General features: G+C 28.6%; 22 protein-coding genes and 1 pseudogene. 6 read left to right on the top strand and 17 right to left on the bottom strand.

From position 1 onward, the window contains the following. Positions 1–7 precede the first annotated feature (7 nt). The 4 genes from CM240_RS14895 to CM240_RS14885 form a co-directional block, all read right to left on the bottom strand. The gene (locus CM240_RS14895) at positions 8–706 is read right to left on the bottom strand and encodes an ABC transporter ATP-binding protein (protein ID WP_044040286.1); all 699 of its coding nucleotides are present in this window, start codon (positions 704–706) and stop codon (positions 8–10) included. A 400-nt stretch (positions 707–1106) separates the two neighbouring features. Then, the gene (locus tag CM240_RS14890; RefSeq protein ID WP_479723196.1) at positions 1107–2204 is read right to left on the bottom strand and encodes an ATP-binding cassette domain-containing protein; all 1098 of its coding nucleotides are present in this window, start codon (positions 2202–2204) and stop codon (positions 1107–1109) included. Continuing rightward, on the bottom strand, positions 2188–2739 hold the full coding sequence (locus tag CM240_RS18265) for an ATP-binding cassette domain-containing protein (RefSeq protein ID WP_479723195.1): 552 nt from the start codon (positions 2737–2739) through the stop codon (positions 2188–2190). Before CM240_RS18265 ends, CM240_RS14890 begins: the two co-directional genes overlap by 17 nt. 231 nt (positions 2740–2970) lie before the next feature. Continuing rightward, positions 2971–4407, bottom strand: coding sequence for an FAD-dependent oxidoreductase (locus CM240_RS14885; protein WP_044040285.1), 1437 nt, complete (start codon positions 4405–4407; stop codon positions 2971–2973). 215 nt (positions 4408–4622) lie between these two features. On the opposite strand from CM240_RS14885, the gene CM240_RS14880 reads away from it, so the two are divergent. Genes CM240_RS14880 through CM240_RS14865 form a run of 4 tightly spaced genes read left to right on the top strand, consistent with a single transcriptional unit; the run spans position 4623 to position 7366 of the window. Further along, positions 4623–5297 (top strand): DUF969 domain-containing protein, encoded by a 675-nt coding sequence (locus CM240_RS14880; RefSeq protein WP_044040284.1) that lies wholly within the window; start codon positions 4623–4625, stop codon positions 5295–5297. A 14-nt stretch (positions 5298–5311) separates the two neighbouring features. Continuing rightward, positions 5312–6241, top strand: coding sequence for a DUF979 domain-containing protein (locus tag CM240_RS14875; protein WP_044040283.1), 930 nt, complete (start codon positions 5312–5314; stop codon positions 6239–6241). A 14-nt stretch (positions 6242–6255) separates the two neighbouring features. Beyond that, positions 6256–6897: a pyroglutamyl-peptidase I gene (pcp, locus tag CM240_RS14870; RefSeq protein WP_044040282.1), complete on the top strand. Its 642-nt coding sequence runs from the start codon at positions 6256–6258 to the stop codon at positions 6895–6897. Positions 6898–6928: 31 nt separating this feature from the next. Continuing rightward, entirely contained in the window at positions 6929–7366 is a 438-nt protein-coding gene (locus CM240_RS14865) for a gamma-glutamylcyclotransferase family protein (RefSeq protein WP_044040281.1), read from the top strand. A gap of 50 nt (positions 7367–7416) precedes the next feature. On the opposite strand, the gene CM240_RS14860 is transcribed toward CM240_RS14865, so the two are convergent. After that, a complete protein-coding gene (locus tag CM240_RS14860) occupies positions 7417–7974 on the bottom strand; it encodes a hypothetical protein (protein ID WP_044040280.1) in 558 nt (185 codons plus the stop codon). A gap of 193 nt (positions 7975–8167) precedes the next feature. On the opposite strand from CM240_RS14860, the gene CM240_RS14855 reads away from it, so the two are divergent. Then, positions 8168–8599, top strand: coding sequence for a hypothetical protein (locus CM240_RS14855; protein ID WP_044040279.1), 432 nt, complete (start codon positions 8168–8170; stop codon positions 8597–8599). 143 nt (positions 8600–8742) lie between these two features. Here CM240_RS14855 and CM240_RS14850 read toward each other — a convergent pair whose 3' ends face one another. From CM240_RS14850 to CM240_RS17305, 3 genes are all read right to left on the bottom strand, one after another. Beyond that, a complete protein-coding gene (locus CM240_RS14850; protein WP_044040278.1) occupies positions 8743–9081 on the bottom strand; it encodes a P-II family nitrogen regulator in 339 nt (112 codons plus the stop codon). A gap of 17 nt (positions 9082–9098) precedes the next feature. Then, positions 9099–10343 carry an ammonium transporter gene (locus CM240_RS14845; protein ID WP_044040277.1) on the bottom strand — a complete coding sequence of 415 codons (1245 nt, stop codon included), beginning with the start codon at positions 10341–10343 and terminating at the stop codon, positions 9099–9101. 808 nt (positions 10344–11151) lie between these two features. Next, on the bottom strand, positions 11152–11643 hold the full coding sequence (locus CM240_RS17305) for a hypothetical protein (protein WP_156930616.1): 492 nt from the start codon (positions 11641–11643) through the stop codon (positions 11152–11154). 185 nt (positions 11644–11828) lie between these two features. On the opposite strand from CM240_RS17305, the gene CM240_RS14835 reads away from it, so the two are divergent. Further along, complete coding sequence (locus CM240_RS14835) at positions 11829–13094, top strand: aminotransferase class V-fold PLP-dependent enzyme (RefSeq protein WP_044040738.1); 1266 nt, start codon at positions 11829–11831, stop codon at positions 13092–13094. Positions 13095–13175: 81 nt separating this feature from the next. Here the strand turns inward: CM240_RS14835 and CM240_RS17005 are convergent, their stop codons facing one another. The 9 genes and pseudogenes from CM240_RS17005 to CM240_RS17300 form a co-directional block, all read right to left on the bottom strand. Then, positions 13176–15467, bottom strand: coding sequence for a sensor histidine kinase (locus CM240_RS17005; protein WP_051483888.1), 2292 nt, complete (start codon positions 15465–15467; stop codon positions 13176–13178). A gap of 237 nt (positions 15468–15704) precedes the next feature. Continuing rightward, positions 15705–17012: a sensor histidine kinase gene (locus CM240_RS14825; protein ID WP_051483887.1), complete on the bottom strand. Its 1308-nt coding sequence runs from the start codon at positions 17010–17012 to the stop codon at positions 15705–15707. 130 nt (positions 17013–17142) lie between these two features. Then, positions 17143–17559: a hypothetical protein gene (locus CM240_RS14820; protein WP_044040275.1), complete on the bottom strand. Its 417-nt coding sequence runs from the start codon at positions 17557–17559 to the stop codon at positions 17143–17145. Between the two features lie 227 nt (positions 17560–17786). Then, on the bottom strand, positions 17787–19445 hold the full coding sequence (gene ilvD / locus CM240_RS14815; RefSeq protein ID WP_044040274.1) for a dihydroxy-acid dehydratase: 1659 nt from the start codon (positions 19443–19445) through the stop codon (positions 17787–17789). Between the two features lie 87 nt (positions 19446–19532). Next, positions 19533–20213, bottom strand: a complete 681-nt coding sequence (locus tag CM240_RS14810) for an FCD domain-containing protein (protein ID WP_044040273.1) — start codon at positions 20211–20213, stop codon at positions 19533–19535. A 186-nt stretch (positions 20214–20399) separates the two neighbouring features. Beyond that, entirely contained in the window at positions 20400–21692 is a 1293-nt protein-coding gene (gene eno / locus CM240_RS14805; protein WP_044040272.1) for a phosphopyruvate hydratase, read from the bottom strand. A 330-nt stretch (positions 21693–22022) separates the two neighbouring features. Then, on the bottom strand, positions 22023–23138 hold the full coding sequence (gene fliB, locus CM240_RS14800) for a flagellin lysine-N-methylase (protein ID WP_044040271.1): 1116 nt from the start codon (positions 23136–23138) through the stop codon (positions 22023–22025). A 92-nt stretch (positions 23139–23230) separates the two neighbouring features. Next, positions 23231–24724, bottom strand: coding sequence for a glutamate/gamma-aminobutyrate family transporter YjeM (gene yjeM, locus CM240_RS14795; protein WP_044040270.1), 1494 nt, complete (start codon positions 24722–24724; stop codon positions 23231–23233). A 96-nt stretch (positions 24725–24820) separates the two neighbouring features. Then, positions 24821–24934: pseudogene (locus tag CM240_RS17300) on the bottom strand (winged helix-turn-helix domain-containing protein); the annotation flags it as partial. Positions 24935–25003 lie beyond the last annotated feature (69 nt).

Below are 25003 nucleotides of genomic sequence, written 5' to 3'. Positions count from 1 at the left end.
ACCTTATTTACCACTCTAACTCTTCTGCTTTTATTTTCTCATTATTAATGTAGTTTTTTCTAATTTCTCCATCACGTAATTTAATTACTCTATCAGCCATATTCTTTATTGCATCATTATGAGTAACCATAATGACGGTATTTCCATACTTTTTATTTACATTTTCAATAAGCTTTAATATTTCTTTTGACGTTTTATAATCTAATGCACCTGTTGGTTCATCACAAAGAAGTATATCTGGATTTTTCACAATAGCTCGTCCTATTGCAGTTCTTTGTTGTTGTCCCCCAGAAAGTTGGTTTGGTATCTTGTCTTTATGCTCATACAATCCTAAAGTCTTTAGAAGCTCGTCTATTTCAAACGGTGATTCACTTAAATATGCTCCAACTTCAATATTCTCTTTTACAGTTAGATTAGGAATAAGATTATAAAACTGAAATACATATCCTAAGTGTTTTCTTCTATATCTTGTAAGAGTTTTTTCATTCATGTCTTCTGTCTTCTCGCCATTGATAGCTATATATCCACTATCAGCATTATCAATACCACCAATTATATTTAATAAAGTTGACTTTCCTGATCCTGATGGACCTAATAAAACACAAATCTCACCTTTTTTAATATCAAAGTTTATCCCCTTCAATACCTCAACTCGATTACCATCTTCCCCATAATATTTTTTTATATTACTTACCTGTAAAAACATATTTTATCCTCCTCACATATATAAAAAAATGAGTAGCTTTTAGTTACTGATTTTATTCAATTTTTCCTATAGCATTCTCGCCTCCTAAATATTTACTATAATAATTTTAACTAAAGCTAAAGTACATTAATTATCTATTTTTATCAAATGATAATGATTATCATATTCTTTACAATTAGTATATATTTACTGTGATTATATGTCAACACCTTCTCGATCTATAATAAAAAAATCTACAACTACTATTAATAGCTGTAGATTTTTTACTAAATATTAATTATTTTAACATTTCCTCTACCTTACAAATCTATATCATGTTATCTACTCCTGGATCCCAATAATCTTTAATAATTTTATAAAGTTCTCCAGATTTTCTAATCCATCTTTTCTCCCCAAACTACTATCTATTTTTTATATTATTAATCTCATGTAATATGACCCCATATTCCTCATCATAATCATTTTTCTTTTTTACATCTGTTTCTATGGATAACCTTGATATCACTTCCGCTAATTTGTTTTCTAGTAATAATAATCTATCCTTATCTACCTTCTCTTCACAAGATATTTTAGGCTCTATTTGCTTACCTAAATATTCTTCATAAGTACCTTTAAAGTCTATTAATTTTTTATCTTTAATTTCTATAATTTCATTACATATATTTGATATGAATTTTTTGTCATGAGACACAATTATAACTAACTTATCTGTATTGATTAAAGAATCTTCTAATGCCTCTATAGACTTTATATCTAAATAGTTTGTAGGCTCATCTAAAATAAGTATATTATTATCCGACAAAATCACCTTACATATTGAAAGTTTAACTCTTTCTCCACCGCTTAGATTTTTTACAACTTCATCTACCTTATCAATACCAATGGCATCTAAATTCATTCTTATAAAAGATTCATCATAACTTGAACTTTCTTTTAAGTTATCAATAATAGTTTTATCATTATCTAATAACTTTTGCTCTTGATCAAAATACCCAATCCTTGCCTTTTCAACAATCCTTATCTCTTTATTTTTATTATCTACTATTTTTTTTATTAATGATGTTTTTCCACTTCCATTCTCCCCTATAATTCCTACTTTACTATTCTTTTTAAATGACATATTTATGTCCTTTACTAATAATCTATCTTCACAATACAGATCAAAGTTTTCTATTACTATTGGTGTCTCGGAAACTAATTCCAATGCTGGCTGTATATTTATAAAAATTTTTTCTTCTTCTTTAGGTTTCTCTTTTACTTCCATATGTTCTATTCTTTTTTTAATAGCTTTTATATTATTATCTAAGGTTTTCTTCCCCCTTTGATCACCCATCTTAATCGTCTTTGCCTCTGATTGTCCCATACCTTTAGGCGCTTTTTTTATTTTATCTCGTAATCTTCTCTTTTCTGTAATAGCTTTTTCCAATCTTTCTTTTTCATTTATATATTTCTTATACTGAACTTCTCTATTTTTAATCTCTTCATTTTTTTGTTCCATATATCTCTTTATAAAGATTAATTTTACCGTTCTCAATTTCAACTATTTTATTACATATTTCATCTAAAAAGTTTCTATCATGAGATACTACTAATAATGATCCTTTATATTTTTTCAACTCTCTTATTAATTTTTCAATGGATAATGCATCTAAATTTGATGTAGGCTCATCAGCTATTATCATACTTTTATTTTCATTTAATGTCTTAGCAATTCGTATCTTTATCTTTTCACCTCCAGATAAATATTCTTCATAACTATCAGGAACATTAAAAATATTTTTTATCTTTCCATTTTCACAATTGCCAAAAAAGCCTTCTTCTTGACTTATATATGAATAACTATCAGTTAAAAAAACATTACCTACTTCAGGTGTTATTTCACCAATTAATAACTTTATCAATGTTGTTTTTCCTACACCATTTTCACCAACTATACCTATTCTATCACCACTGAATACCTCAAGCTTTTTAATATCAAGTAACAGCCTATCACCATAATACATTTTTAGATCTCTTATTAGTGCTAATTTCATAAACCATCACTCCCAATTTTCTTTATCTTTCGTACTTATAATTATTTAGTATTTCATTTTAAACGGTAAAATATTAATAACCTTCTTATATATCCAGTAAGCCTCTTTAATCTCTATAAATTTATAAGCAATCTATTTAGTGCTCTATTCCCCAATAAAGCCTGTCTCTTTCTGATACCATAAAAAAATAGCTAGTAAAAACCTAATTCTACTAACTACGCATAAATATTATCACTCTACGAGATTTTTTGTAGCTGGACTTCCTATCAATCTACCTTTATAATCAAATCTTGATCCATGACATGGGCAATCCCAAGTTAATTCATCTGCATTCCACTGAAGTTGACATCCTAAATGACTACATTTTGTTGATACAATAAATTCCTTACCATCTTTATTTTTATATACTCCAACTTTTTCTCCATTATACTCAACAATACCAGCCTCACCATTTTTAATATGGTGTATATCACTACTTGGAATATAAATTTTTTGTGCTATAAAATTTTTAGCCGTTTCACCTATATCTTTAGTAAGATTATTAATTGATAATGATAAATCAAATCGTTTTGGTGAAAATATTTCTGAAAAATCATTTTCTTTTTCTAATATCATATCTGAAATTATCATAGCTGACACCATAGAACTTGTCATTCCCCATTTATTGAAGCCTGTAGCAACATATATATTCGGTGTCTCGTCAGAATATCTTCCTATGTAAGGTATCCCATCTATAGTCATACAATCTTGAGCTGACCATTTATATCTCACTTTTGATTCTGGATATAATCCTTTCGCAATACTTATTAACTTATCATAGCTTCCCCCTTCTTTATTTTCTCCTGTCCTTTGCTTTATTCCGCCTAATAATAACAAATTATTATAATTTCTAAATGAATATCCATTTTCATCAGCATCTATGTACATACCATCAACAGTATCAGCATTTTCTAAAGCTACCACATATGCTCTTTCTTGATGCATTCGTAAAAAATAATATCCAGGTACATTGATTATTGGATAATGTGTTGCTACAACTATACTATTGGCAGTTATTTCTCCTCTATTAGTAACAACTGCATTGTCTTTTATTTCCAACGCCCTAGTGTTCTCATATATAGTCAAATTCTTCGAAATATCCTTTAAAAATTTAAGTGGATTAAACTGCGCCTGATTGTTAAATTTCACAGCTCCTTTTATATCAAAGGGAAGATTGACCTTATCTACAAATTCTGCATCAATGCCAACTTTATTCGCTGCTTCTACCTCTTCCTTTAGAGTATCAATATCATTTAGAGAATATACGTATGCTGATAATTCCTGAAAATCGCAATCTATTTTTCTTTTCTCAATAATTTCTTTATACTTTGATATAGCAAGTTCATTGGCCTTTGCATATTGTCTAGCCTTTTCTTCTCCAAATTCATTTATTAAAGTATTATAAATTAAATTATGTTGAGAAGTTATCTTTGCTGTAGTATTTTTGGTATTGCCACTTGCTATCTCATCGGCATCAATTATTACTACATTTTTTCCATTTTCATTTAACATATAACCTATCAATAATCCTGCCATTCCGGCACCTATAATTAAAACATCAGTTCCTATATCTTTACTTAATATTTCTCTTTTTTTGAAGTTACAATTTTCACTCCACACAGATTTCATAAAACCACCTCCTTTTTAGTATTTCATTTTTTCACTATATAACACATAACTTTTTCATTATTAATTTATTCTATATAAATTTATTGATTTTTTAAATATTAAAAGCTCTAAACTACATATCATTTATATTCTTCCTATTTTTTTATATGGATTTTAAATTATATTTTATGTATAATTATAAAAAATATATTTCGACAAAAGAAAGGATGCATAATATGTCACTAATTGGAATTTTGATAATAATAGTAGGTTTTGCCCTAAAACTAGATACTATAGCTGTAGTTGTATCTGCTGGAATTATAACAGGTCTAGTTTCTGGTATGGACATTACTGAAATATTAACTACTCTAGGAAATGCATTTGTAAATAATAGAACTACATGTTTATTTATGCTTACATTACCTGTAATAGGTCTATGTGAAAGATACGGATTAAAATCAAAAGCTACTATGCTTATTGAAAATGCTAAAAAATTATCTACTGGTATGCTACTTAGTGGATATACCTTAGTAAGAGAAATTACTATTGCTATGGGTGTTACTCTTGGTGGACATCCTCAGTTCGTAAGACCACTAATTTACCCAATGGCTGAAGGTGCTTCTATCGCAAAATATGGTAATCTTGATAAAAATGATATAGATAAAATAAAAGGATTTTCAGCTGCATCTGATAATATTGGAAATTTCTTCGGGCAAAATGTATTTATGGCTAACCCAGGAGTTTTACTAATCGTAAGTACTTTAGAAACCTTAGGTATACATGCTGATGCTCTTAAAATATCACAAGCTTCTATTGTTATTGCTGTTATCGCTTTTATTTTATTTGTTCTACAAAATTATATTTTAGATAGAAAATTCAAAAGAAAGTATAGTTCAGAAAGAACATCTTAGCGGAGGATACTATAATGGATATTAATCAAATTTCAAACATATTATTAGAAATTTTTTATGTAATAATTGGTCTTTATATGACTTCAACTATGGTTTTTACCTTAAAAGATAAAAATCACAAGACTAGATTAGGTACTTCACTCTTTTGGGGAATAATAGCTGCTATATTCATATTTGGTAAGATTATTCCACCAGTAATAGTAGGATGTCTAATAGTTGTTATTGCATTCTTATCAGCTTTTAAGCAAATTAATATAGGTACTTTAAAACAATTAGACAATACATTTACTCAACTAAAAGCAAAAAAACTTGGATTAAAAATATTTATTCCATCTCTAGCGATTGCTTTTGTTGCAATGCTTGTTGCAACATTCACTGAAATACCTGGTACAGTTGCCATCGGTATCTCATCAACTGTAGCTTTACTATTAACATTTATATTAACAAAAGCTTCACCTACTGAGTATGTAGAAGATAGTAACAGAATGTTCCAATCTGTTGGTGTATTTTCTATATTACCTCAACTCCTTGCTTCACTAGGAGCTTTATTTACTGCTGCTGGTGTTGGAGATGTGATATCAAAAATGATTTCTGGAATTATTCCAAACGGTAACATTTTAGCTGGAGTTATTGCTTATTGTGTAGGAATGGCCTTATTTACTGCAATTATGGGTAATGGTTTTGCCGCCTTTTCTGTAATTACAGTTGGAGTCGGTGTACCATTTGTATTTGCTCAAGGTGGTGATCCTGTAATTTGTTCTTCATTAGCATTAACTGCTGGTTTCTGTGGAACATTGCTTACTCCTATGGCAGCTAATTTTAATATTTTACCAGCAGCTCTTCTTAATACTAAAGATAAAAATATTGTTATTAAAGCTCAAGCACCTATTGCCATAGTCTTATTAATAATACATGTTATACTTATGTATACATTAGGATTTTAAAAGGAGATTTTATTATGAAAGTATTAATCACAGGTTTTGATCCCTTTGGTGGTGAAAATATAAATCCAGCTTTAGAAGCTGTAAAAAAGCTACCAGATACAATCTGCGATGCAGAAATAATTAAACTAGAAATACCAACGGTTTTTAGAAAATCGTTAGAAAAAATCGAAGAAAATATAATTAAATATAATCCTGATATTGTTATTTCAGTGGGTCAAGCTGGTGGAAGATCTGGAATTACACCAGAGAGAATAGCAATAAATATAGATGATGCAAGAATACCAGATAATGAAACTAAACAACCTATAGATATTCCAATATTTGAAGATGGCGAGACTGCCTACTTTACTACATTACCTATAAAGGCAATGATTGAAGAAATGAAACTTGCAGAAATTCCATGTTCCATTTCAAATACTGCTGGAACTTTTGTGTGTAATCATGTAATGTACGGAATACTATATATGGCATCAAAAAAATATCCTAATATAAGAGGTGGATTTATTCATGTTCCATATATTCCATCTCAAGTTTTGGAAAAACCTAATACGCCTTCTATGTCTATTGAAAATATAGTAAAAGGCTTAGAATTATGCATAAAAGTTGCTGTAACTAAAAATAATGACATAAAAATTGCAGGTGGAACCATCTGTTAAAACAATTATATATATTGGAGACAGATAACAAATGAAAAAGAATATTAATATTTTTGTATATGGAAGTTTAAGAGAAGGATTTTACAATTATGATAAGTACCTGAAAGGAAAAATTACTTCAATAAGACAAGCTAAAATAGATGACATGATTATATATCATATGCCATATAAAGGATATCCTGCTATGTTTAATGGAGATGGAACCGTATATGGTGAAATAATAGAAATAATCCCTGACATTTATGATGACGTTATATCTGCTATGGATGTTATGGAAGGATTTATAAGTGAAAATAATCCTAAAAATGAATATGATAAAAAAATCATCGAAGTTCAAGATTTAGATAGTGGTAAAAAAGAACAATGTTATACTTATTACTATAATCATACAATTGATGATAAATTCGAAAAAGAAGCTATATTTATAGATCATGGCAACTGGGCAAAATATATGATAGAAAGTAAATAATACTATATTTAAACTTAATTTTTGAATTGGAGCAAATAGTCTGAAGTATTCTATTTGTTCCAATATTTATAAAACTCTAAATTTCCTACTCCTGATGATACTGTTGTGTATTCTCCATCTTGTGATACAAGAATATATGAATAAAATTCCTCATCAATTTTATAAAATATTTTTATAGGCAATGAATTCGTAATACATTCTTTTTTTGCATCTATTATTAATTTATTGAACTCTCCTTTTCCAACACCAGTACTATCCTCAACATATGTAACTATATCTATATAATTTTTTTCTAATGATTTCAATGCGTTCTCACATTTATCTTTTATCTTAGTTTGTAACAATATGTATTTATATACTCTTCCATTTTCTAATTCTACATAATCAATAGACCCATCATCATTTTTCCTTTTATATGCCACACTGGTCAAATCATTATTTTCTGTCTCTAAGTTAAAAGATGTGTTATGGGAAATTAAATTATTTATAGAAAAATATATACTATTAAAATCATCTCCTACAGCCCCCTTAACTACTTTTGTATTTTTTAAAATACTTATATTTGAAATAAAAATCATTATAAGTAAAATACTTATATACTTTTTCATCTTAAATCCTCCTTATTCTTAGCTTACTATATGTAAAACTGCTTTATTTTATTCAACTTCATACATATTTAATTACATTCAATAATATAATATATATAATTAAGGGTTTTTAACACCAATACTTTAATTACATAAACTCTCTACGTATATATTTATAATTTTATGTCAATAGTGTTAGATAGAGGTGATGGTTATGGTAGTTCAAACCTTTGATTTAATACTAAAGTTAAAAGACCCTAAACCAGTAATTGGAGAATACTTTAATTTTAAATGGTTTAGTACTCAGATAAAAAAATCAATTGAAATTTCCAACAATATTAATAATAAATCTATTAAATTAATATGGATAAAATCAAAATTTATCAAACTTAGATTAGAAATACAGACAACTACAGGTATACAAAATCCATCCATCGAATTACTAACTATGAGTAGATATTTATATAATACATGCGGTTGGAGTAAATACGTTACTCTACCTCATAAACTTTTCTCAGTAATAGCATGGCCAATAACAGTTGAAGAAGAAAAACCTTCTGTTGTACAGCTAATAGTTGATAATACATTAAACTTATCTTATATTCCCAACACTTACGATATAGTAGAAGATAATAAAGTAATATAAAAAAGAGCCTGAAGCACAAGATAATTTATTGTGCTTTAGGCTCCTTTTATATAATAAATTTATGAATTGTATCGAAAGGAATTAAACCATACCTCTATATAATTCATTATGTCACATCGCAATTTCTAACTAAATCATATTAATTAAAGAGCACCGGGTCCTTCTTCACCAGTACGTATTCTTATACAATTACATACATCAGATACAAAAATTTTACCGTCCCCAACTTCACCTGTCTTTGCAATAGAAGTTATGAGCTTTATAATTCCATCTACTTTATCATCTTCAACAACCATTTTAATCTCTACCTTAGGTAAAACATTTAATATTAATTCACTAGCTCTATAATATTCTTTATATCCATATTGATTACCACAACCTAAAACTTGACTTATAGTTATTCCTGAAATATTTTCTTTTATAAGAGCATCTTTTAATTCCTCTAATTTTGTTGGTCTTATTATTGCTTCAATTTTTTTCATTTATTATCTCCCCTTCCTTAATCCAATCCTGTAAATGATGGATATGCAGATTCACTATGTTCTGATATATCAAGACCATTAGCTTCCTCTGCTTCAGTTACACGAATCTTAATAAATAACTTCATAACAGAAATTATTATGAATGTTCCTATCGCTGCAATTACAATAGTGGCTATTATACTTATTATTTGAGCAAAGAATAACTTTACATCTCCATAAATTAGTCCATTCCATTGTGCGACATCATTAATTGAAGTTTTAGCAAAAATTCCAGTAGCTATTCCTCCCCAAACACCACCGATACCATGACATCCAAAAGCATCTAAAGAGTCGTCATAACCAAATTTAGTTTTTACTACAGACATAAAGAAGTAACAAATTGGACTAACTAATGCTCCAATTATAAATGAAGCCCATATTGGTACAAATCCTGCACCTGGAGTTATTGCTACTAATCCAACTACTGCTCCAGTTGCTGCACCTAACATTGTTGGCTTTCCATGTAGTATCTTTTCTATAAGCAACCAAGAAAGTAATCCCATAGCTGCTGAAGTATTAGTAGTAATAAAAGCATGTACAGCAAGTGAGTTAGCTCCAAGAGCGCTACCAGCATTAAACCCAAACCAACCGAACCATAAAAGTGCAGCTCCTAAAACTACAAAAGGTATATTATGAGGTTTATAACTTAACATTCCATGACCACGTCTACGACCAAGCATCATACATGCTACAAGACCTGATACACCTGAACTAATATGAACAACATTTCCACCTGCAAAATCAACTGATCCTAGTCTTACAAATAATCCTCCATCACCCCATACCATATGCGCTAATGGATAATATACAATAAGTGACCAAGCTGCTATAAAAATAAATAATGCTGAAAATCTCATTCTACCAACTAAAGATCCTGTAATTAAAGCAGGGGTGATAATGGCAAACATCATTTGAAATGTAGCAAATAATGTATCAGGTATACTATCTGAGTAAGTTCCCGGATTACCAGTAAGGCCATTAAAGAATAAATGATCAAATCCACCAATTATTCCAGCATGATCACTACCAAAAGCAAGAGAATATCCTATTGCTACCCATAATACTGAAGCTAATCCACATATAAAAAATGATGATAACAAAGTATTTAGGACATTTTTTCTTCCAACCATTCCTCCGTAAAAGAACGCTAGTGCTGGTGTCATAAGAAATACTAATGCTGAAGCAATTAATATAAATGCAGTATCTCCGTAATTAATTTCCATAAAAATCATCCTTTCAAAAATAAAGTATTAATAATTTATAAGATAACAAAATAAATAAAAAAAGTGGCAAAGATATCCTTATATTGGACGTCTTTGCCACTTTATATTTGAAAGTTTAACAGCTTATATAATTTTTGTCAATATGTTTTTAAAATTATTTTTCTGATTTTCTTTTTGTCATTATCCCAGTTATAAAAAGGGTTAAGAGATATCATATAAAGTAAATTCAATCACTTTTATAAGACTTATTTTTTTTAAGTTTCTATATATTTTTTACTATTTTATACGTTAACCTTAATTTTTAAAATAATTATATAATTTAAACTATTTTTTAAAACCACTCTTATATAGACAAATCATAATTTTGTGTACATTCCCGTTCATTTGTCACTAACTTTATTTGTAAACATATATTATATTAGATGTAAAATATCTAATCTATCTAATGAAAAGAGAGTGATTAATAAATATGAACAATTATAACTTTTCTAATATGCTAAGATCAGACTTTAGGACTTCAAATAGATCTTCTTGCAATAACAACACTCAATTTAACACCCTACCAGTCCGAAGATTTTTTAATACACTAGATTCTTTTTGCTGCTCTAGATTTAACAATATGAATAATAGATCATGGACTGATTTCCGTGATTTTGATAATAATTGCTGTGATAGAGACTGCGATAGAGACTGTGACAGAAATCGTCGTGACCGCGACAGAGATTTCGATAACGACTTTGACTTCATCGACCGTGATAGAGACTGTGACAGAAATCGCCGTGACCGCGATAGAAATTTCAATAGTGACTTAAACTTCCGCGACCGCGACAGAGACTTCGATAACGACTTCGACTTCCGCGACCGCGATAGAAACTGTAACAGAAATCGCTGTGACCGCGACAGAGATTTCGATAACGACTTTGACTTCATTGACCGTGATAGAGACTGTGACAGAGATCGCCGTGACCGCGACAGAGATTTCGATAACGACTTCGACTTCCGCGACCGCGATAGAGACTGTGACAGAGATCGCCGTGACCGCGACAGAGATTTCGATAACGACTTTGACTTCATTGACCGTGATAGAGACTGTGACAGAGATCGCCGTGACCGCGACAGAGACAACGACTGCCGTGATCGCGATAGAGACCGTGACAGAGACAACGACTGTCGCGACCGCGATAGAGATCGTGACAGAGACAACGATTGCCGCGACCGCGATAGAGATCGTGACAGAGACAACGATTGCCGCGACCGCAATAGAGACCGTGACAGAGACGATGATTGGGAATGGCCTCATTACTGGCACCAACCTTGATTCCTTTTTAAACTAAAACGGATGATTTTTCCAATAGATATTAATTATAAATATATTTATTTTAGCTAATATTAAAAGAAAGACACAATTTTTAATTGTGTCTTTTATAATAACAATGCATATTATGAAATTGAGGAAGGAAAATGATATACAGAGGAAGTGATATAATGAATTATAGACATTTATTTGATGGTATAGAAACTTCCGTAAAGATTAAAGATGGATCAATGGTAGTCCCTATTAATTTTGATAATGGAGCTACAACTCCACCGTTTAAATACGTCAATAGACAACTGAAAGAAAGTATCTCATTATACGGCCCTATAGGTAGAGGTGCCGGTCAAAAAGGAGATTATTGCACAGAAAAATATGAGGAAGCAAGAAAAAAAATTTTAGAGTTTTTTAATTTGTCATACCGAAATGATTATACAGTTGTTTATGTTAAAAATACTACAGAAGGATTAAATTTGCTATCTAATATACTAATTAATGATAAAAAAGAAAAGGTGTTGACAACTAGAATGGAACATCATGCTAACGATTTACCATGGAGATATACTTCTGATGTAGATTATGTTGAAGTAGATTCTGACGGAAGACTTGATTTAAAACAACTTGAAGAAAAACTTTCAAAAGACAAATTTTCATATGTTAGTGTAACCGGAGCTTCTAACGTAACAGGATATATTAATCCTATAAATAGAATTGCTAAAATTGTCCATCGCTATGGAGCAAAATTAATCGTAGATGGAGCTCAATTAGTTGCTCATAGGAAAATTGATATGTTAGGCAAACATCCCGATGAATCTATTGACTTCCTAGTATTTTCTGCCCATAAGATGTATGCACCTTATGGTATTGGTGTGATTGTAGGTTTAAGTAATGATTTAAATACTCTTCCATTTCTAAAAGGTGGTGGTGCTGTTAAAACAGTGTCAGATTCAGATGTTATATGGAAACCAGCACCAGAACGTCATGAGGCGGGAACACAAAATTTCTTAGGAATTGTAGCTTTAACTGCTTCAATAGATATGATTAAAAAAGTAGGATATAATCATATAATTTCTCATGAAAATTATCTTAGGAGCTATTTGATAGATGAGTTAAAAAAAATACCAACTGTGATTTTATACGGAGACTGTGACAATATTGATGATAGACTAAGTGTAATATCTTTTAATATTGAAGGTAAAGATTATGATTATGTATCACGCAAACTTGCAGACGATTTCGGTATAGCCACAAGGTATGGTAAGTTCTGCGCTCATCCATATGTAAATCGACTTTTAAATATTGATGATAATACAATTATTAGTAAAGCTATATCTGGAGAAAAAAGTTCTGGAATGATTAGGTTAAGTTTAGGGCTTTATAACACTTTGCGTGAGGCTAAATATGTAATAAAAGCAATAGCCGATATAGCTTATGATTAAATTCAATTAAAGTAGTTATGAGGCTATCGCAATAACAAATAAAAATTTGTAGGCGAAGCCTCTTTTTAAAATGCATAATACTTATTTATCTAAATCTGATAATTCTACTAAAGCCATTTTATTAGCATTGAAATCATTATGCTCTATATTTTCAACACTTTCCTCTAAATTTATATCTTTTATTAATGGTATAGATACTACAAATTCTGTATACTCTCCTTCAACACTAGAAACTGATATCCTACCCTTATGCATCTCAACCAAGGACTTAACCAAAGAAAGTCCTATTCCACTACCTTGTACATTACTTGTTAATACGCCAGTAGTTTGTACAAATCTTTCAAAAACTGATGATATTTCACTAGAAGGTATACCTATCCCAGAATCTTTAACTGCAATATCCACCATTCTTTCTCTAGTAGACATGGTAACTGTAATTGTTCCATTTTGACGATTATATTTTATTGCATTGGAAAGAAGATTTAAAATTATTCTCTCATACTTCTCAAAATCTACCATTGTATATACTTCTTCTTCATCAGTATCAAAAGTTACTGTTATCCCCTTTTCATTAGCAAAATTAATAGTTGATAATGTTACTTCTTCGGTTAATTCAACAATGTTACAAGGTTTTAAATTTAAATTCATATATCCGGCATCTATTTTAGTTGAATCAATTAGATTGTTTGTTAATTTAGTCAATCTATAGGCATTCTGTTTTAAACTTTCAAGATATCCTGTAAACTTTTCACCCTTATCATTACAAAGTAATTGTAATAACTGCGTAGTAGATAAGATTATATTTATAGGAGTTCTTAATTCATGAGATATATTTGCAAAAAATTCACTTCTTAATTTATCAAATTCTTTTCTCTTTACTAATAACTTCTCATCAGTTAAATCTCTTATCACCATAATAATACCTTTAGAAAAATTTGAATCCAAAGTATATGAAATCTCAACATCTCTAATTTCTTTGTCTAGCAAAATTATTTCTGTTTTTACTGTAGTGTGAATACCTTTAAGCGGATTAAATGTTACTTCTTTATATACTATATCATTAATATCTATACCAATAACATCATATATGCTTCTTGCTTTTAAGTAATTAATACCATAATCATTTATGTATGAAATTTTATTATTATTAACTACTATAACAGGATCAGGTAATAACTTCAAAAGCTCTTCATATCTCTTTTCACTTTTAGACAAATTTATAGTAAGTTTCTTATTTTTACTACGAACATAATGAAATAGTAAAATAGATACTATGATAATAATACATATTATGATTATAATTTCAGGTGCTTTTTTAACTATTTTATCAAATGCAGTATCTTTATTACCGATTATCTCAAAATTTTTAGGAATTGATTTGATACTAAAATTATATTTATCCATCACCGATTGATCAACTGCTATTTTCCCAGTAACATGAGTTACATCTCTATTTTTAGTTCTTGTTTTTGTAAATATTTTCAATAACTTTTCGTAAATGATTTTACCATGTGAATCAGTATCAAAAACTATTCCTCCTACAAATTTTGTTTTACCATTCAAAGCGTAGTTACTAACATTTAGTTGGTTAGCATTATAAACATATGTAGGTCCTGCATAAATCTCTCTTATATAATTAAAAAATTCATAATTACCCAAAACTCTTCCAGAATCATCTAAATTTTTATCACAAACTATAAGTGCTTCACTATTAATATTTGTTTTAGAGTTTTTAAAATCATAATATTTAAAATCATTAATCGAAATAGGCACCATTTTGATATTTTCATCTATACATGATTTATTAATATCGCTAATATCATCTTTTGATAGCACTGAATCTAATCCATAAAAATATATTTTTGATATGTTAGGCTGAACTATTTTAATAGCCTCTATAAGTGTATCAAAATTTATATCCGTTAAAACTCCTGAAAAATCACTCGTACTATTCTTATATTCAACGGAATTAACTCCACTTATCACTATAGGTATATTGTTAAAGCTCTCTATCTTATGTTCTGTAATGAGCTTAAAAGCGTCTTCTCCCATAGCTATTATAGCATCATAAGTTTTGTTTTTATATTTTTCTTCCATATATGATATATAAGTATCTATATCGGAGTTGTCAATTATATCAGAAGTAGCTATATTTTCTGTATGATATTTAACATTCATACCATAATCTTTTACATGTTTTTTTACATTTAATAAAATATCATTAATATAAGATAAATTCTCATTATCAGAATATATTACTAACACTTCTTTATCTTCTTTTTTTTCATTTATTCCATAAGTATTCATTGGAAATGTACTTAATATAAAAATACTTATTATGATATAGAAACATATATGTTTTATATGTTTCATAAACAAATCCCTCCTTATATTATCGCATTTAACAATTATTTATATTTTACCATCAAAGTATAAATTAATCCATATTATGACAAGATATTTCTTTTTTATAAATTATATTTTTTCTAATATAATTTATTTTTTAATAAAAGTAAAAATCACCAGTAAATTTACTGGTGATTTTTACTTTTATTAAATTAATGCATTTTAAGGTGAGTGTACTAATAATCATATCCATTATTAAAATTATTATTCATTATATATAGTAAGATTTTGAATAAACTTATATTCTTTAACAGTTGTCTCTAAAGAAACATTCTTGTATCTATTAGTAATTTCTCTTAAATTACTAAGCCCTATACCTCGATTATTCCCTTTTGTTGAAAAGCCACATTTGAACATTTTATATACCGGTGGCAATTCATAAGGAAAAGTATTTTCAACTATTATTAATATAGAGTTATTTTTATTTATAAATGCAATATTTAATATTTTATTTTCACTTTCTATTGCTGCTTCAACAGCATTATCAAGAATAATCCCTAAGCATCTTGTAAAATCTATTATATCCATTTTTATGGTATTTATAGGTTCTAATATATCTATTCCAACCTCTATTCCTAATTCTTGTGCATGAATTATTTTTGATGAGATTAATCCTTTTATTTCAGAAAATCCTATATTTTTCAAAAGTCCTAATCTATAATTATTTTTATTCATTTTATTATTTAATGGATAAATATTTTTATTAAAATGTTCTGATAATCCTTCAATATCTTTATCCTCAATAAAACCAGCAATAGATGAAATTATATTTATATAGTCATGTCTAAATTTTCTCATATCAGTATATACTTTTTCTAAATTCTCTGTATATTCCTTAAGGTTCTCTAATTCTCTCTCTTTATAATTAAACTGAGCTTCTTTTCTAGCTACAAGGAATAATACATATACTATAAGAATTAATATCGCACCACATATTATAAAGAAAGTACCATATGATTTAGTTAAAAGTACAACATCATTAGGTCTATTGCAATTTAGTGTAATGAAAAGCATAATAAATATTATTGACAATAAAAAATAAATTATTATTGCATATTTTGATTTATAATTATTTGAAATGGAACCTTTATACCTATTAGAAATATAAAATATAAGCTTACTAACATATGAAGACACAAAAACTAATACACTTAAAATAAATATAGTACCAAGTTTAGTGCATATAAATTCATTGCCCAATATTTTTATTAATAAACTACTAATAATTCCATCTACAAAAATAATTATTAAACATGATGCTGTATGTGAAATAAAACTAGCAACAAATTTTTTACTTTTTAAATACATAAAAAGTATTGGAACTATATATAGTGCTAGTGGTGCAATACTTTTAGAAATTGATGACATAATGATATAAACGACACCAACTATTCCACACATAAATCCATACTGTCTAATTGTAAGTTTAATCAAAGATATATTCCTATGAACAATAAAGAATGCTATCATAGTAAATATAATCTGTACTATTTTCATAAACCCCTCGAACAATTAATTGCCCCCCTATATTTAAATACCTGAACTTAAAGTAATATGAATTTTTACATCTTTATTGTATCATATTTTTTACATTTTTCCCTGTAATAATTTTACATAGGACAATTAGTATCTTATTTCACCATTAATATTTATTGAGATAATCTTCTAAAGCAATATTGATTATTTCGCTTATATTAATTTTGTCTTTTATAGATTTATTTTTAACTTGTTCATATATTCCTTCATCAACTCTTAAAGAAGTGACCTTAGTATTACCTAATCTAAAACTCTTTGCTTTATTGCTATTATTTTTATTTATTAATCTAAGTATATCATCAATATTGTCTAGTAATAACTTTAACTTGTGATAATTGATATCTTCATTTTTTACATCATATTTTTTTTCTTCTAAAATATTACTTGATATATCATTATTTATAATAGGCATATTTGATAGCATATTTTTTATATTATAATTTTTTTCTTTATTTTTAATTACACCTTTATAATCTAACAATTCTGAATTTATAAAATCAACTAACTCATCTTTTCTATTCAATCTATTTCCTCCTATCATAAAAACAATATTATTATAATACCATATTTTACCATATTATTAAAGATTGAATTCTCTCCGTTGACTTTTCCTCTCTTTAACATTTTGTACATATAAATGTTTTAATATTATTAAGAAATTAGAACAAATATAATAGAAATAAGCTGCAGTAAAATTCTTTATAATGGAAATTTTACTGCAGCTTATCTATAACCGCTTAATTTAATTATTTATTTTAATACTGCACCTGTGCTTCCTGATGTTACACTCTTAGCATATCTAGCTAAATACCCCTTAGTTATTCTTGGCTCTCTTGGTTCCCATTTTTCTCTTCTAGCTGATAATTCTTCATCAGACACTAGAACATTAATAGTATTTTTAGTTATATCTATTTCTATAGTGTCCCCTTCTTCTATTAAAGCAATATTTCCTCCAACTGCTGCTTCTGGAGAAACATGTCCAATAGCTGCACCTCTAGTTGCACCTGAAAATCTTCCATCAGTAATTAAAGCAACAGAATTTCCAAGACCACTACCCATAATAGCTGATGTTGGATTTAACATCTCACGCATTCCTGGTCCACCTTTTGGACCTTCATAACGAATAACTACTACATCTCCTGGATTGATTTTTCCTTCATAAATTGCATTTAAAGCATCTTCTTCACAATCAAAAACTCTTGCATTTCCTTTATGACTCATCATTTCAGGTGCTACTGCTGAACGTTTAACAACACATCCGTCTGGTGCTAAATTTCCCTTTAACACCGCTATTCCACCTTCAGCACTATATGGATTGTCTATTGTTCTAATAACTTCAGTATCTAAAATTTCATGTCCTTCTATATTTTCAGCTATAGTTTTTCCAGTACAAGTTAATAAATCAGTGTTTAATAAACCAAGTTTACTTATTTCATGCATTACTGCTAATATTCCACCAGCTTCATTTAGTTCTTCAATAAAATGACCTCCCGCTGGTGCCAAATGACATAAGTTTGGAGTCTTATCCGAAATAGAGTTTGCTAATTCTAAATCAAGATCAATCTCACATTCATGAGCTATAGCAGGTAAATGTAACATACTATTTGTACTACAACCTAATGCCATATCAATAGTAAGTGCATTTAAAAAAGCATCCTTTACCATTATATCTCTTGGTTTAATATCCTTTTTAACTAACTCCATTATTTGCATACCTGCCTTTTTAGCAAGACGTAATCTTTCTGAATATACTGCAGGAATTGTACCATTTCCAGGAAGACCCATTCCTAGTACCTCTGTCAAACAGTTCATACTATTAGCTGTAAACATCCCAGAACATGATCCACATGTTGGACATGCTTTATTTTCATATTCACAAACTTTTTTCTCTGAAATCTTTCCTACTTTAAATTCACTTACTGCTTCCGATACATTTGAATAACTTATTTTTTGTCCATGCATTATTCCAGCAAGCATTGGTCCACCACTTACAAAAATTGTAGGAATATTCAATCTAGCAGCAGCCATTAAAAGTCCTGGAACATTTTTATCACAGTTTGGTAACATAACTAATCCATCAAATGGATGTGCAGTTGCCATAGCCTCAGTTGAATCAGCAATTAATTCTCTAGTTACTAGTGAATATTTCATTCCTTCATGACCCATTGCTATACCATCACATACAGCAATAGCTGGAAAAACTATTGGAACTCCTCCAGCCATAGATACCCCTTGCTTTACTGCTTCTTCTATTTTATCTATATTCATATGACCAGGTACGATTTCGTTCTTAGAGCTTACTATACCAATAAGAGGTTTTCCTATTTCTTCATCAGTAAGTCCTAATGCATGTAATAATGCTCTTTGTGGTGCAGCGTTTATACCCTTTGTAATTCTATCACTTCTCATTTTTCAACACACTCCCTAACACAATTTCTATATATTGTATTATAATATGTATGTTGTCTGCTGTCAATATAGTTGTATAACATATCCTTATTCTATATCCAATTCTTTTATTGCATGTAAAATGTGAATTTTCATTGCATTCTTTGCACCCTCAGCATTCCTAGCCTCCATGAATTCTACAATCATTCTGTGATCTATAACTGTATCTTGAATAGCTATCTCTTTTTCTTCAGATAATACAACGCCTTTATCAATTGCTTCATAAATTACAGGCATAAGCTTATTCATAAACTCATTATGAGTAGCCTTTGCAATTGATTTATGAAACTCTTGTTCAACTTCAGTTCTATCTTCACCTTTTCTTATTTTCTCTTCAATTTTTTCTCCTAATTTAAGAATTTTCTTAAGTTCGTCATCAGTAGCCCTAAGGGTAGCTAAGTACGCAGCCTCAGGTTCAAATATTAAACGCATTTCATATAAATCTTTAGCATTTACTTTTGCAGACGATAATGGATTAAGTTCGTTTAACTTTTCTACTGATATATCTTCTCTTACAAAAGTACCCAGACCTCTTTTAATCTCTAAAATTCCATTGGTAACTAAAATCCTAATTGCTTCTCTTAATGTAGTTCTGCTAATGTCAAGTTCTTTTGATAAGTCATTTTCATTAGGTAATTTATCACCAGGCAAAAATCTTTTTTCTATAGTAATCATATTTAAAATATCATCAGCTACTCTGTCTGATAATCGCTTTTCATAAGCCATCATAATCATCCTTTTTATTTTTTCTTCATAATATCATAAAAGTTGTATAATTTAAATAGGTTGTATGATGTCTACTAATAAAAAAAGGAGCTGCTCACTTATGTAACAACTCCTACTTTATTATTAAATATTATAAATTTAAATCTTTATCATTTTACTATATAATAAAAATGTTATTATATATAAAAGTTATTTTATATTAAAAAATGAATTTTTACCTCTATATTCAACTAATTCTTTTAATTCTTCTTCTATTCTAAGAAGTTGATTATACTTTGCTACTCTTTCACTTCTACATGGAGCACCTGTTTTTATTTGACCTGCATTTACAGCTACTACCAAATCTGCTATAGCTGTATCTTCAGTTTCTCCAGATCTATGAGAAATAACTGCAGAATATCCGGCCCTATTGGCCATTTCTATAGCATTCAAAGTTTCAGTCAAAGTACCAATTTGATTTAATTTAATTAATATTGAATTAGCAACGCCTTTTTCGATACCTTTCTTTAATCTTTCAGTATTAGTTACAAATAAGTCATCACCTACTAATTGTATTTTGTCTCCTAAGCGTTCAGTAATTACTTTCCATCCTTCCCAATCTTCTTCTGCCATAGCATCTTCGATTGAAATAATCGGATACTTATTAACCCAGTTTTCAAAGAAATCTACCATTTCAGTAGCAGTGAAAGTTTTTCCCTCATGTTCTAATACATATTTACCATCATTATAATATTCAGATGATGCAGCATCAATTGCGATAAATATATCTTCTCCTGGCTTATAACCTGCTTTTACAATGGCTTCTATAATTACTTCTAAAGCTTCTTCATTAGATTTAAGATCTGGAGCAAAACCACCTTCATCACCTATTGCAGTAGAATATCCTTTACTTGACAATAATTTTTTTAGAGTATGATAAACATTTGAACACATTTCAAGAGCTGCACTAAAAGTTTCAGCACCTACTGGCATAATCATAAATTCTTGTATATCTACTGAGTTGTCAGCATGAGCTCCACCATTTAATATATTCATCATTGGTACTGGCATAACTTTTGCATTAATGCCACCTATATATTTATATAAAGGAATCCCTAAACTTTTTGCTGCCGCATTAGCACAGGCAAGTGAAACACCTAATATTGCATTAGCTCCTAAATTTCCCTTATTGCTTGTCCCATCTAACTCTATAAGTAATTTATCAATTAAAGGTTGGTTATATACGTCTACATCTCTTAGTCTCTCTGCAATACTAGTATTAACTGCATTAACTGCTTTTAATACACTCTTTCCTTGATAAATACTATTATCTCCATCTCTAAGTTCAACAGCTTCATACATTCCAGTTGATGCACCAGATGGCACCGCTGCTCTTCCCATAGTTCCATCTTCTAAATAAACTTCTACTTCTACTGTTGGAAAGCATCTTGAATCTAATATTTGTCTTCCTAACACTTTAGTTATTTTTAATTCATTTCTCATTTCTCTACCTCTCTTTCGATATTCAGTTAATAATCTTCCTTTGAACTCAAAACAAAATTAAATTGCATAAATTTATTTTCAATGGTGTATTCATCAAAATATATATAGCTGTGTGTTACTATATATAAATAAAACTATAATCTTAAGTTTAAAGTAAATATAATTAACTAATAATTGTTATCTATATATTAATTGTACTCCCACATTTTTCTATTGTCAAATTAATTGATAATTATTTTCAATTAATTCATACTAGAATATTAATCAACCTGGATTTATAAGAAATGAACTTGCTTTGCAAATTAAAAAATATCTATAAAAACCTTCAATTTAAAATAAAGCTATAAAATATAAATATCCTAACTCTAAAATACTATCCTCAAATCCATCTTCAAAAAACTCTATCATTGCTTCAGTATTGTTTCCAATAATTCTTGAAAATGCTACTATATAATCTTTTACATCTTGTATAACTATATCATTATTTCTATTACTAGAATATCTAAGAAACACTGCATATCTTACTAGTAAATACTCTATTATAATCATTTCATAAGCTTGAATCATCTCTTCTATATCTTCACAAACGCAGCTACTGTAAATCTTAGATAGAATACAACTTTTTAACAATTTACCTGCTTTATTATCAAAAATCTTTTTAAACTTATCCCATTGATTTGCCAAAACTTCAATATTTGCATTTTCTGCAAATATTGAGATATCCTCTAATAAAGTTTTTAAAATAGAAACCCCTCTATAATTCTCTACAACATCTAAAAATAAATTATTAATTTCTTCTAAACCATCATATATATTTAAGTTTATTTCACTATAATCTTTTATTCTTTCATTAATATATTGTATATTTTTATATTTTTTTAAAAATTCATCATAAATATCTTCATATTCATTTAATAACATTTCATAACAAATAATAAGCTTATCTTCTAATAAGAATCCCTCTTCTTTGATTATACTTACAATAGTATCTCTTATTTTCAATTCTATCAAATCACTACTTACTTCAGAAGTTATATTAACTTCTGAATCATTATCACCTATTATATCAACTACCATAGGACAAGCACATGATAGTGTCAGTTCCTTTCTATCAAAAAAATCATTTTCTATTCTAGGAAATATTCTGCAAGTTGACGATAAATATTCTTCTCCATAACTTTTTACAATATCACATAGACCTTTTATATCTAAAAACGGACACCTTTCCTTTGTCTCCTTTTTTACGCAAAATGATTTTTTATTTCCGCACTCTGTGATTTTTATATTTTCTAGTATGTCATAGGCTTTATCTCCTTTCCATTTATCATAAGTATCATTATCTATTCCTATATCCCAACCATCACAACATGTATATTTGCATTTATCCGCAATACATTGAAACTTATTATAATTTGATATCGTTAATGTCTTTATCTCATTATTCATAAAATTATCTCCATTTATATATCTTAATTCTTATCTATTATCTAAAAAAAAGTGCAAATCTGCAATAAAGATTTACACTTTTTATATCAATATTATTTTTTCTTTTCATAAATGGAAAATAGCACTAAGGCAATAATAGAAAAACTTACTGGACCAGCTATCATCATAATAGTATCAAATATCTTACCACCTATCGCTGGTTCAATTATTGTAAAAATATTAGCAAATCCAACCATTAAGCAAATCATTATTGATACGAAAACTGCTGATCCATAAGATTTATAAAACATATATGCTTTATCTACTTTTCCCTCTAATTGTTTCTTCTTAAATTTTGGAAATGCTGCTGCTAAAAATAAATATGGTATTGTCATTGCAACATTAGTCATTAAAACTAATATTCTAAAAAACTCCTTAGCTCCTTTTCCTCCAAAGGAAACTAAAAGAATGATTACTATGACAATAGCACATTGTAAATACATTGCATTGACTGGCATCTCATTTTTTATTTCACCTAACTTACCTGGCCAAACTTCTTTAGGTGCTCCTGATATTAAAGTTTTTAATGGAGAATATGTTAATGTAAAGAATGCTCCGGTTAATGCCAATAGCATTGATAAACCAACAAATCTAGCGACCCAGAGACCTATTTGTATTGATATAGCTTCACTCAGTCCCATAGCATACCCTATTTGTACACCTAAATTATTCATAAGTATATATGCAACATTACTTAAGTTTACATTATCACCTGACAATACATTACTCCAATTAGTAAACATCCCACAGGCAAATATACCCACCGCATAACCAATAGATATTACTGTAGCTGCAATTATTATAGCTTTAGGAAAAGTTCTTTCAGCATCTTTAGTTTGATCAACTAATCCACCTAAAACTTCTAATCCTCCAAAAGCAAAAATTGCAAAGGTAATAAAAGAAAATATCTGAATTATAGATTTATAATCTGGATTTGGTGATACTGTAAAAGCATTTATCATTTTATTAATAGGCTCAGCAAATTTACCTCCATTTAAAATTACCACAACTATCGCGCCTATTATTAATACTATATTCAAAATCGCTACAAAAGTACCTCCAACAGATGTAATCTTTGTTATTCTTTCAACACCTTTAATTGCAGTAAACGTTACAAATATTATCCATATAACTCCTAGTATCCCTAATGTTTGAGTTGAATTTAGCCCAAAGATTGTCCATGAAGAAGTCCTATCCCCACCAAAAATTGCATTTGATAATGGTATCCATATTGATGATGCGACATTTACCATCCATACTATATAAGATGCATACCACATAAATGTACCAATAAAAGCATATTTTGATCCTACAGACTTTTCCATCCAAGAATACATTCCTCCACTTTCCTTTTTAAAAGCAGAACCATATTCAGCCATTATAAATGCATAGGGAATAAAAAATACTATAGCACTTATTATATACCACGGAATTGCGGCATATCCCATTAAATAAAATGATCTTGGCATATTAGCAAAACCAAATACTGATGTAAATATCATAAGTATCAAAGCATTTAAATTTAGCTCCACACTTTTTTTCTTCATTACGTCACCTCTATTATTGTTATTCTCATAAAATAGGTTAACCATTTAATCCTTTTTTATGTGAAAACTTTAAAAATAGAGATTATCTATTTCTTTTTATTCTCCAAATTTATAGCCAACTCCCCAAACAGTTTTAATATACTTAGGTTTCTTATTATCATCTTCAATTTTATCTCTTAGATTTCTTATATGAACCATAACAGTATTATCTACTTCATTATTGATAAATAAAAAATAAGTGATGTTGTTTATTTGCTTTTACTACAACATCACCTATTT

It is taken from the genome of Clostridium bornimense (assembly GCF_000577895.1).
GTDB lineage: Bacteria > Bacillota > Clostridia > Clostridiales > Clostridiaceae > Clostridium_AN > Clostridium_AN bornimense.
The sequence above is the reverse complement of the archived record's forward strand: the minus strand, read 5'-3'. Positions and strand labels throughout refer to the sequence as shown.

Excerpts from the sequence above, each read along its gene's own strand:
- CM240_RS14895 (WP_044040286.1), bottom strand. The coding sequence starts at position 706 with ATGTTTTTACAGGTAAGTAATATAAAAAAATATTATGGGGAAGATGGT.
- CM240_RS14890 (WP_479723196.1), bottom strand. The coding sequence starts at position 2,204 with ATGGAACAAAAAAATGAAGAGATTAAAAATAGAGAAGTTCAGTATAAG.
- CM240_RS18265 (WP_479723195.1), bottom strand. The coding sequence starts at position 2,739 with ATGAAATTAGCACTAATAAGAGATCTAAAAATGTATTATGGTGATAGG.
- CM240_RS14885 (WP_044040285.1), bottom strand. The coding sequence starts at position 4,407 with ATGAAATCTGTGTGGAGTGAAAATTGTAACTTCAAAAAAAGAGAAATA.
- CM240_RS14880 (WP_044040284.1), top strand. The coding sequence starts at position 4,623 with ATGTCACTAATTGGAATTTTGATAATAATAGTAGGTTTTGCCCTAAAA.
- CM240_RS14875 (WP_044040283.1), top strand. The coding sequence starts at position 5,312 with ATGGATATTAATCAAATTTCAAACATATTATTAGAAATTTTTTATGTA.
- pcp (WP_044040282.1), top strand. The coding sequence starts at position 6,256 with ATGAAAGTATTAATCACAGGTTTTGATCCCTTTGGTGGTGAAAATATA.
- CM240_RS14865 (WP_044040281.1), top strand. The coding sequence starts at position 6,929 with ATGAAAAAGAATATTAATATTTTTGTATATGGAAGTTTAAGAGAAGGA.
- CM240_RS14860 (WP_044040280.1), bottom strand. The coding sequence starts at position 7,974 with ATGAAAAAGTATATAAGTATTTTACTTATAATGATTTTTATTTCAAAT.
- CM240_RS14855 (WP_044040279.1), top strand. The coding sequence starts at position 8,168 with ATGGTAGTTCAAACCTTTGATTTAATACTAAAGTTAAAAGACCCTAAA.
- CM240_RS14850 (WP_044040278.1), bottom strand. The coding sequence starts at position 9,081 with ATGAAAAAAATTGAAGCAATAATAAGACCAACAAAATTAGAGGAATTA.
- CM240_RS14845 (WP_044040277.1), bottom strand. The coding sequence starts at position 10,343 with ATGGAAATTAATTACGGAGATACTGCATTTATATTAATTGCTTCAGCA.
- CM240_RS17305 (WP_156930616.1), bottom strand. The coding sequence starts at position 11,643 with ATGAGGCCATTCCCAATCATCGTCTCTGTCACGGTCTCTATTGCGGTC.
- CM240_RS14835 (WP_044040738.1), top strand. The coding sequence starts at position 11,829 with ATGAATTATAGACATTTATTTGATGGTATAGAAACTTCCGTAAAGATT.
- CM240_RS17005 (WP_051483888.1), bottom strand. The coding sequence starts at position 15,467 with ATGAAACATATAAAACATATATGTTTCTATATCATAATAAGTATTTTT.
- ilvD (WP_044040274.1), bottom strand. The coding sequence starts at position 19,445 with ATGAGAAGTGATAGAATTACAAAGGGTATAAACGCTGCACCACAAAGA.
- CM240_RS14810 (WP_044040273.1), bottom strand. The coding sequence starts at position 20,213 with ATGATGGCTTATGAAAAGCGATTATCAGACAGAGTAGCTGATGATATT.
- eno (WP_044040272.1), bottom strand. The coding sequence starts at position 21,692 with ATGAGAAATGAATTAAAAATAACTAAAGTGTTAGGAAGACAAATATTA.
- fliB (WP_044040271.1), bottom strand. The coding sequence starts at position 23,138 with ATGAATAATGAGATAAAGACATTAACGATATCAAATTATAATAAGTTT.
- yjeM (WP_044040270.1), bottom strand. The coding sequence starts at position 24,724 with ATGAAGAAAAAAAGTGTGGAGCTAAATTTAAATGCTTTGATACTTATG.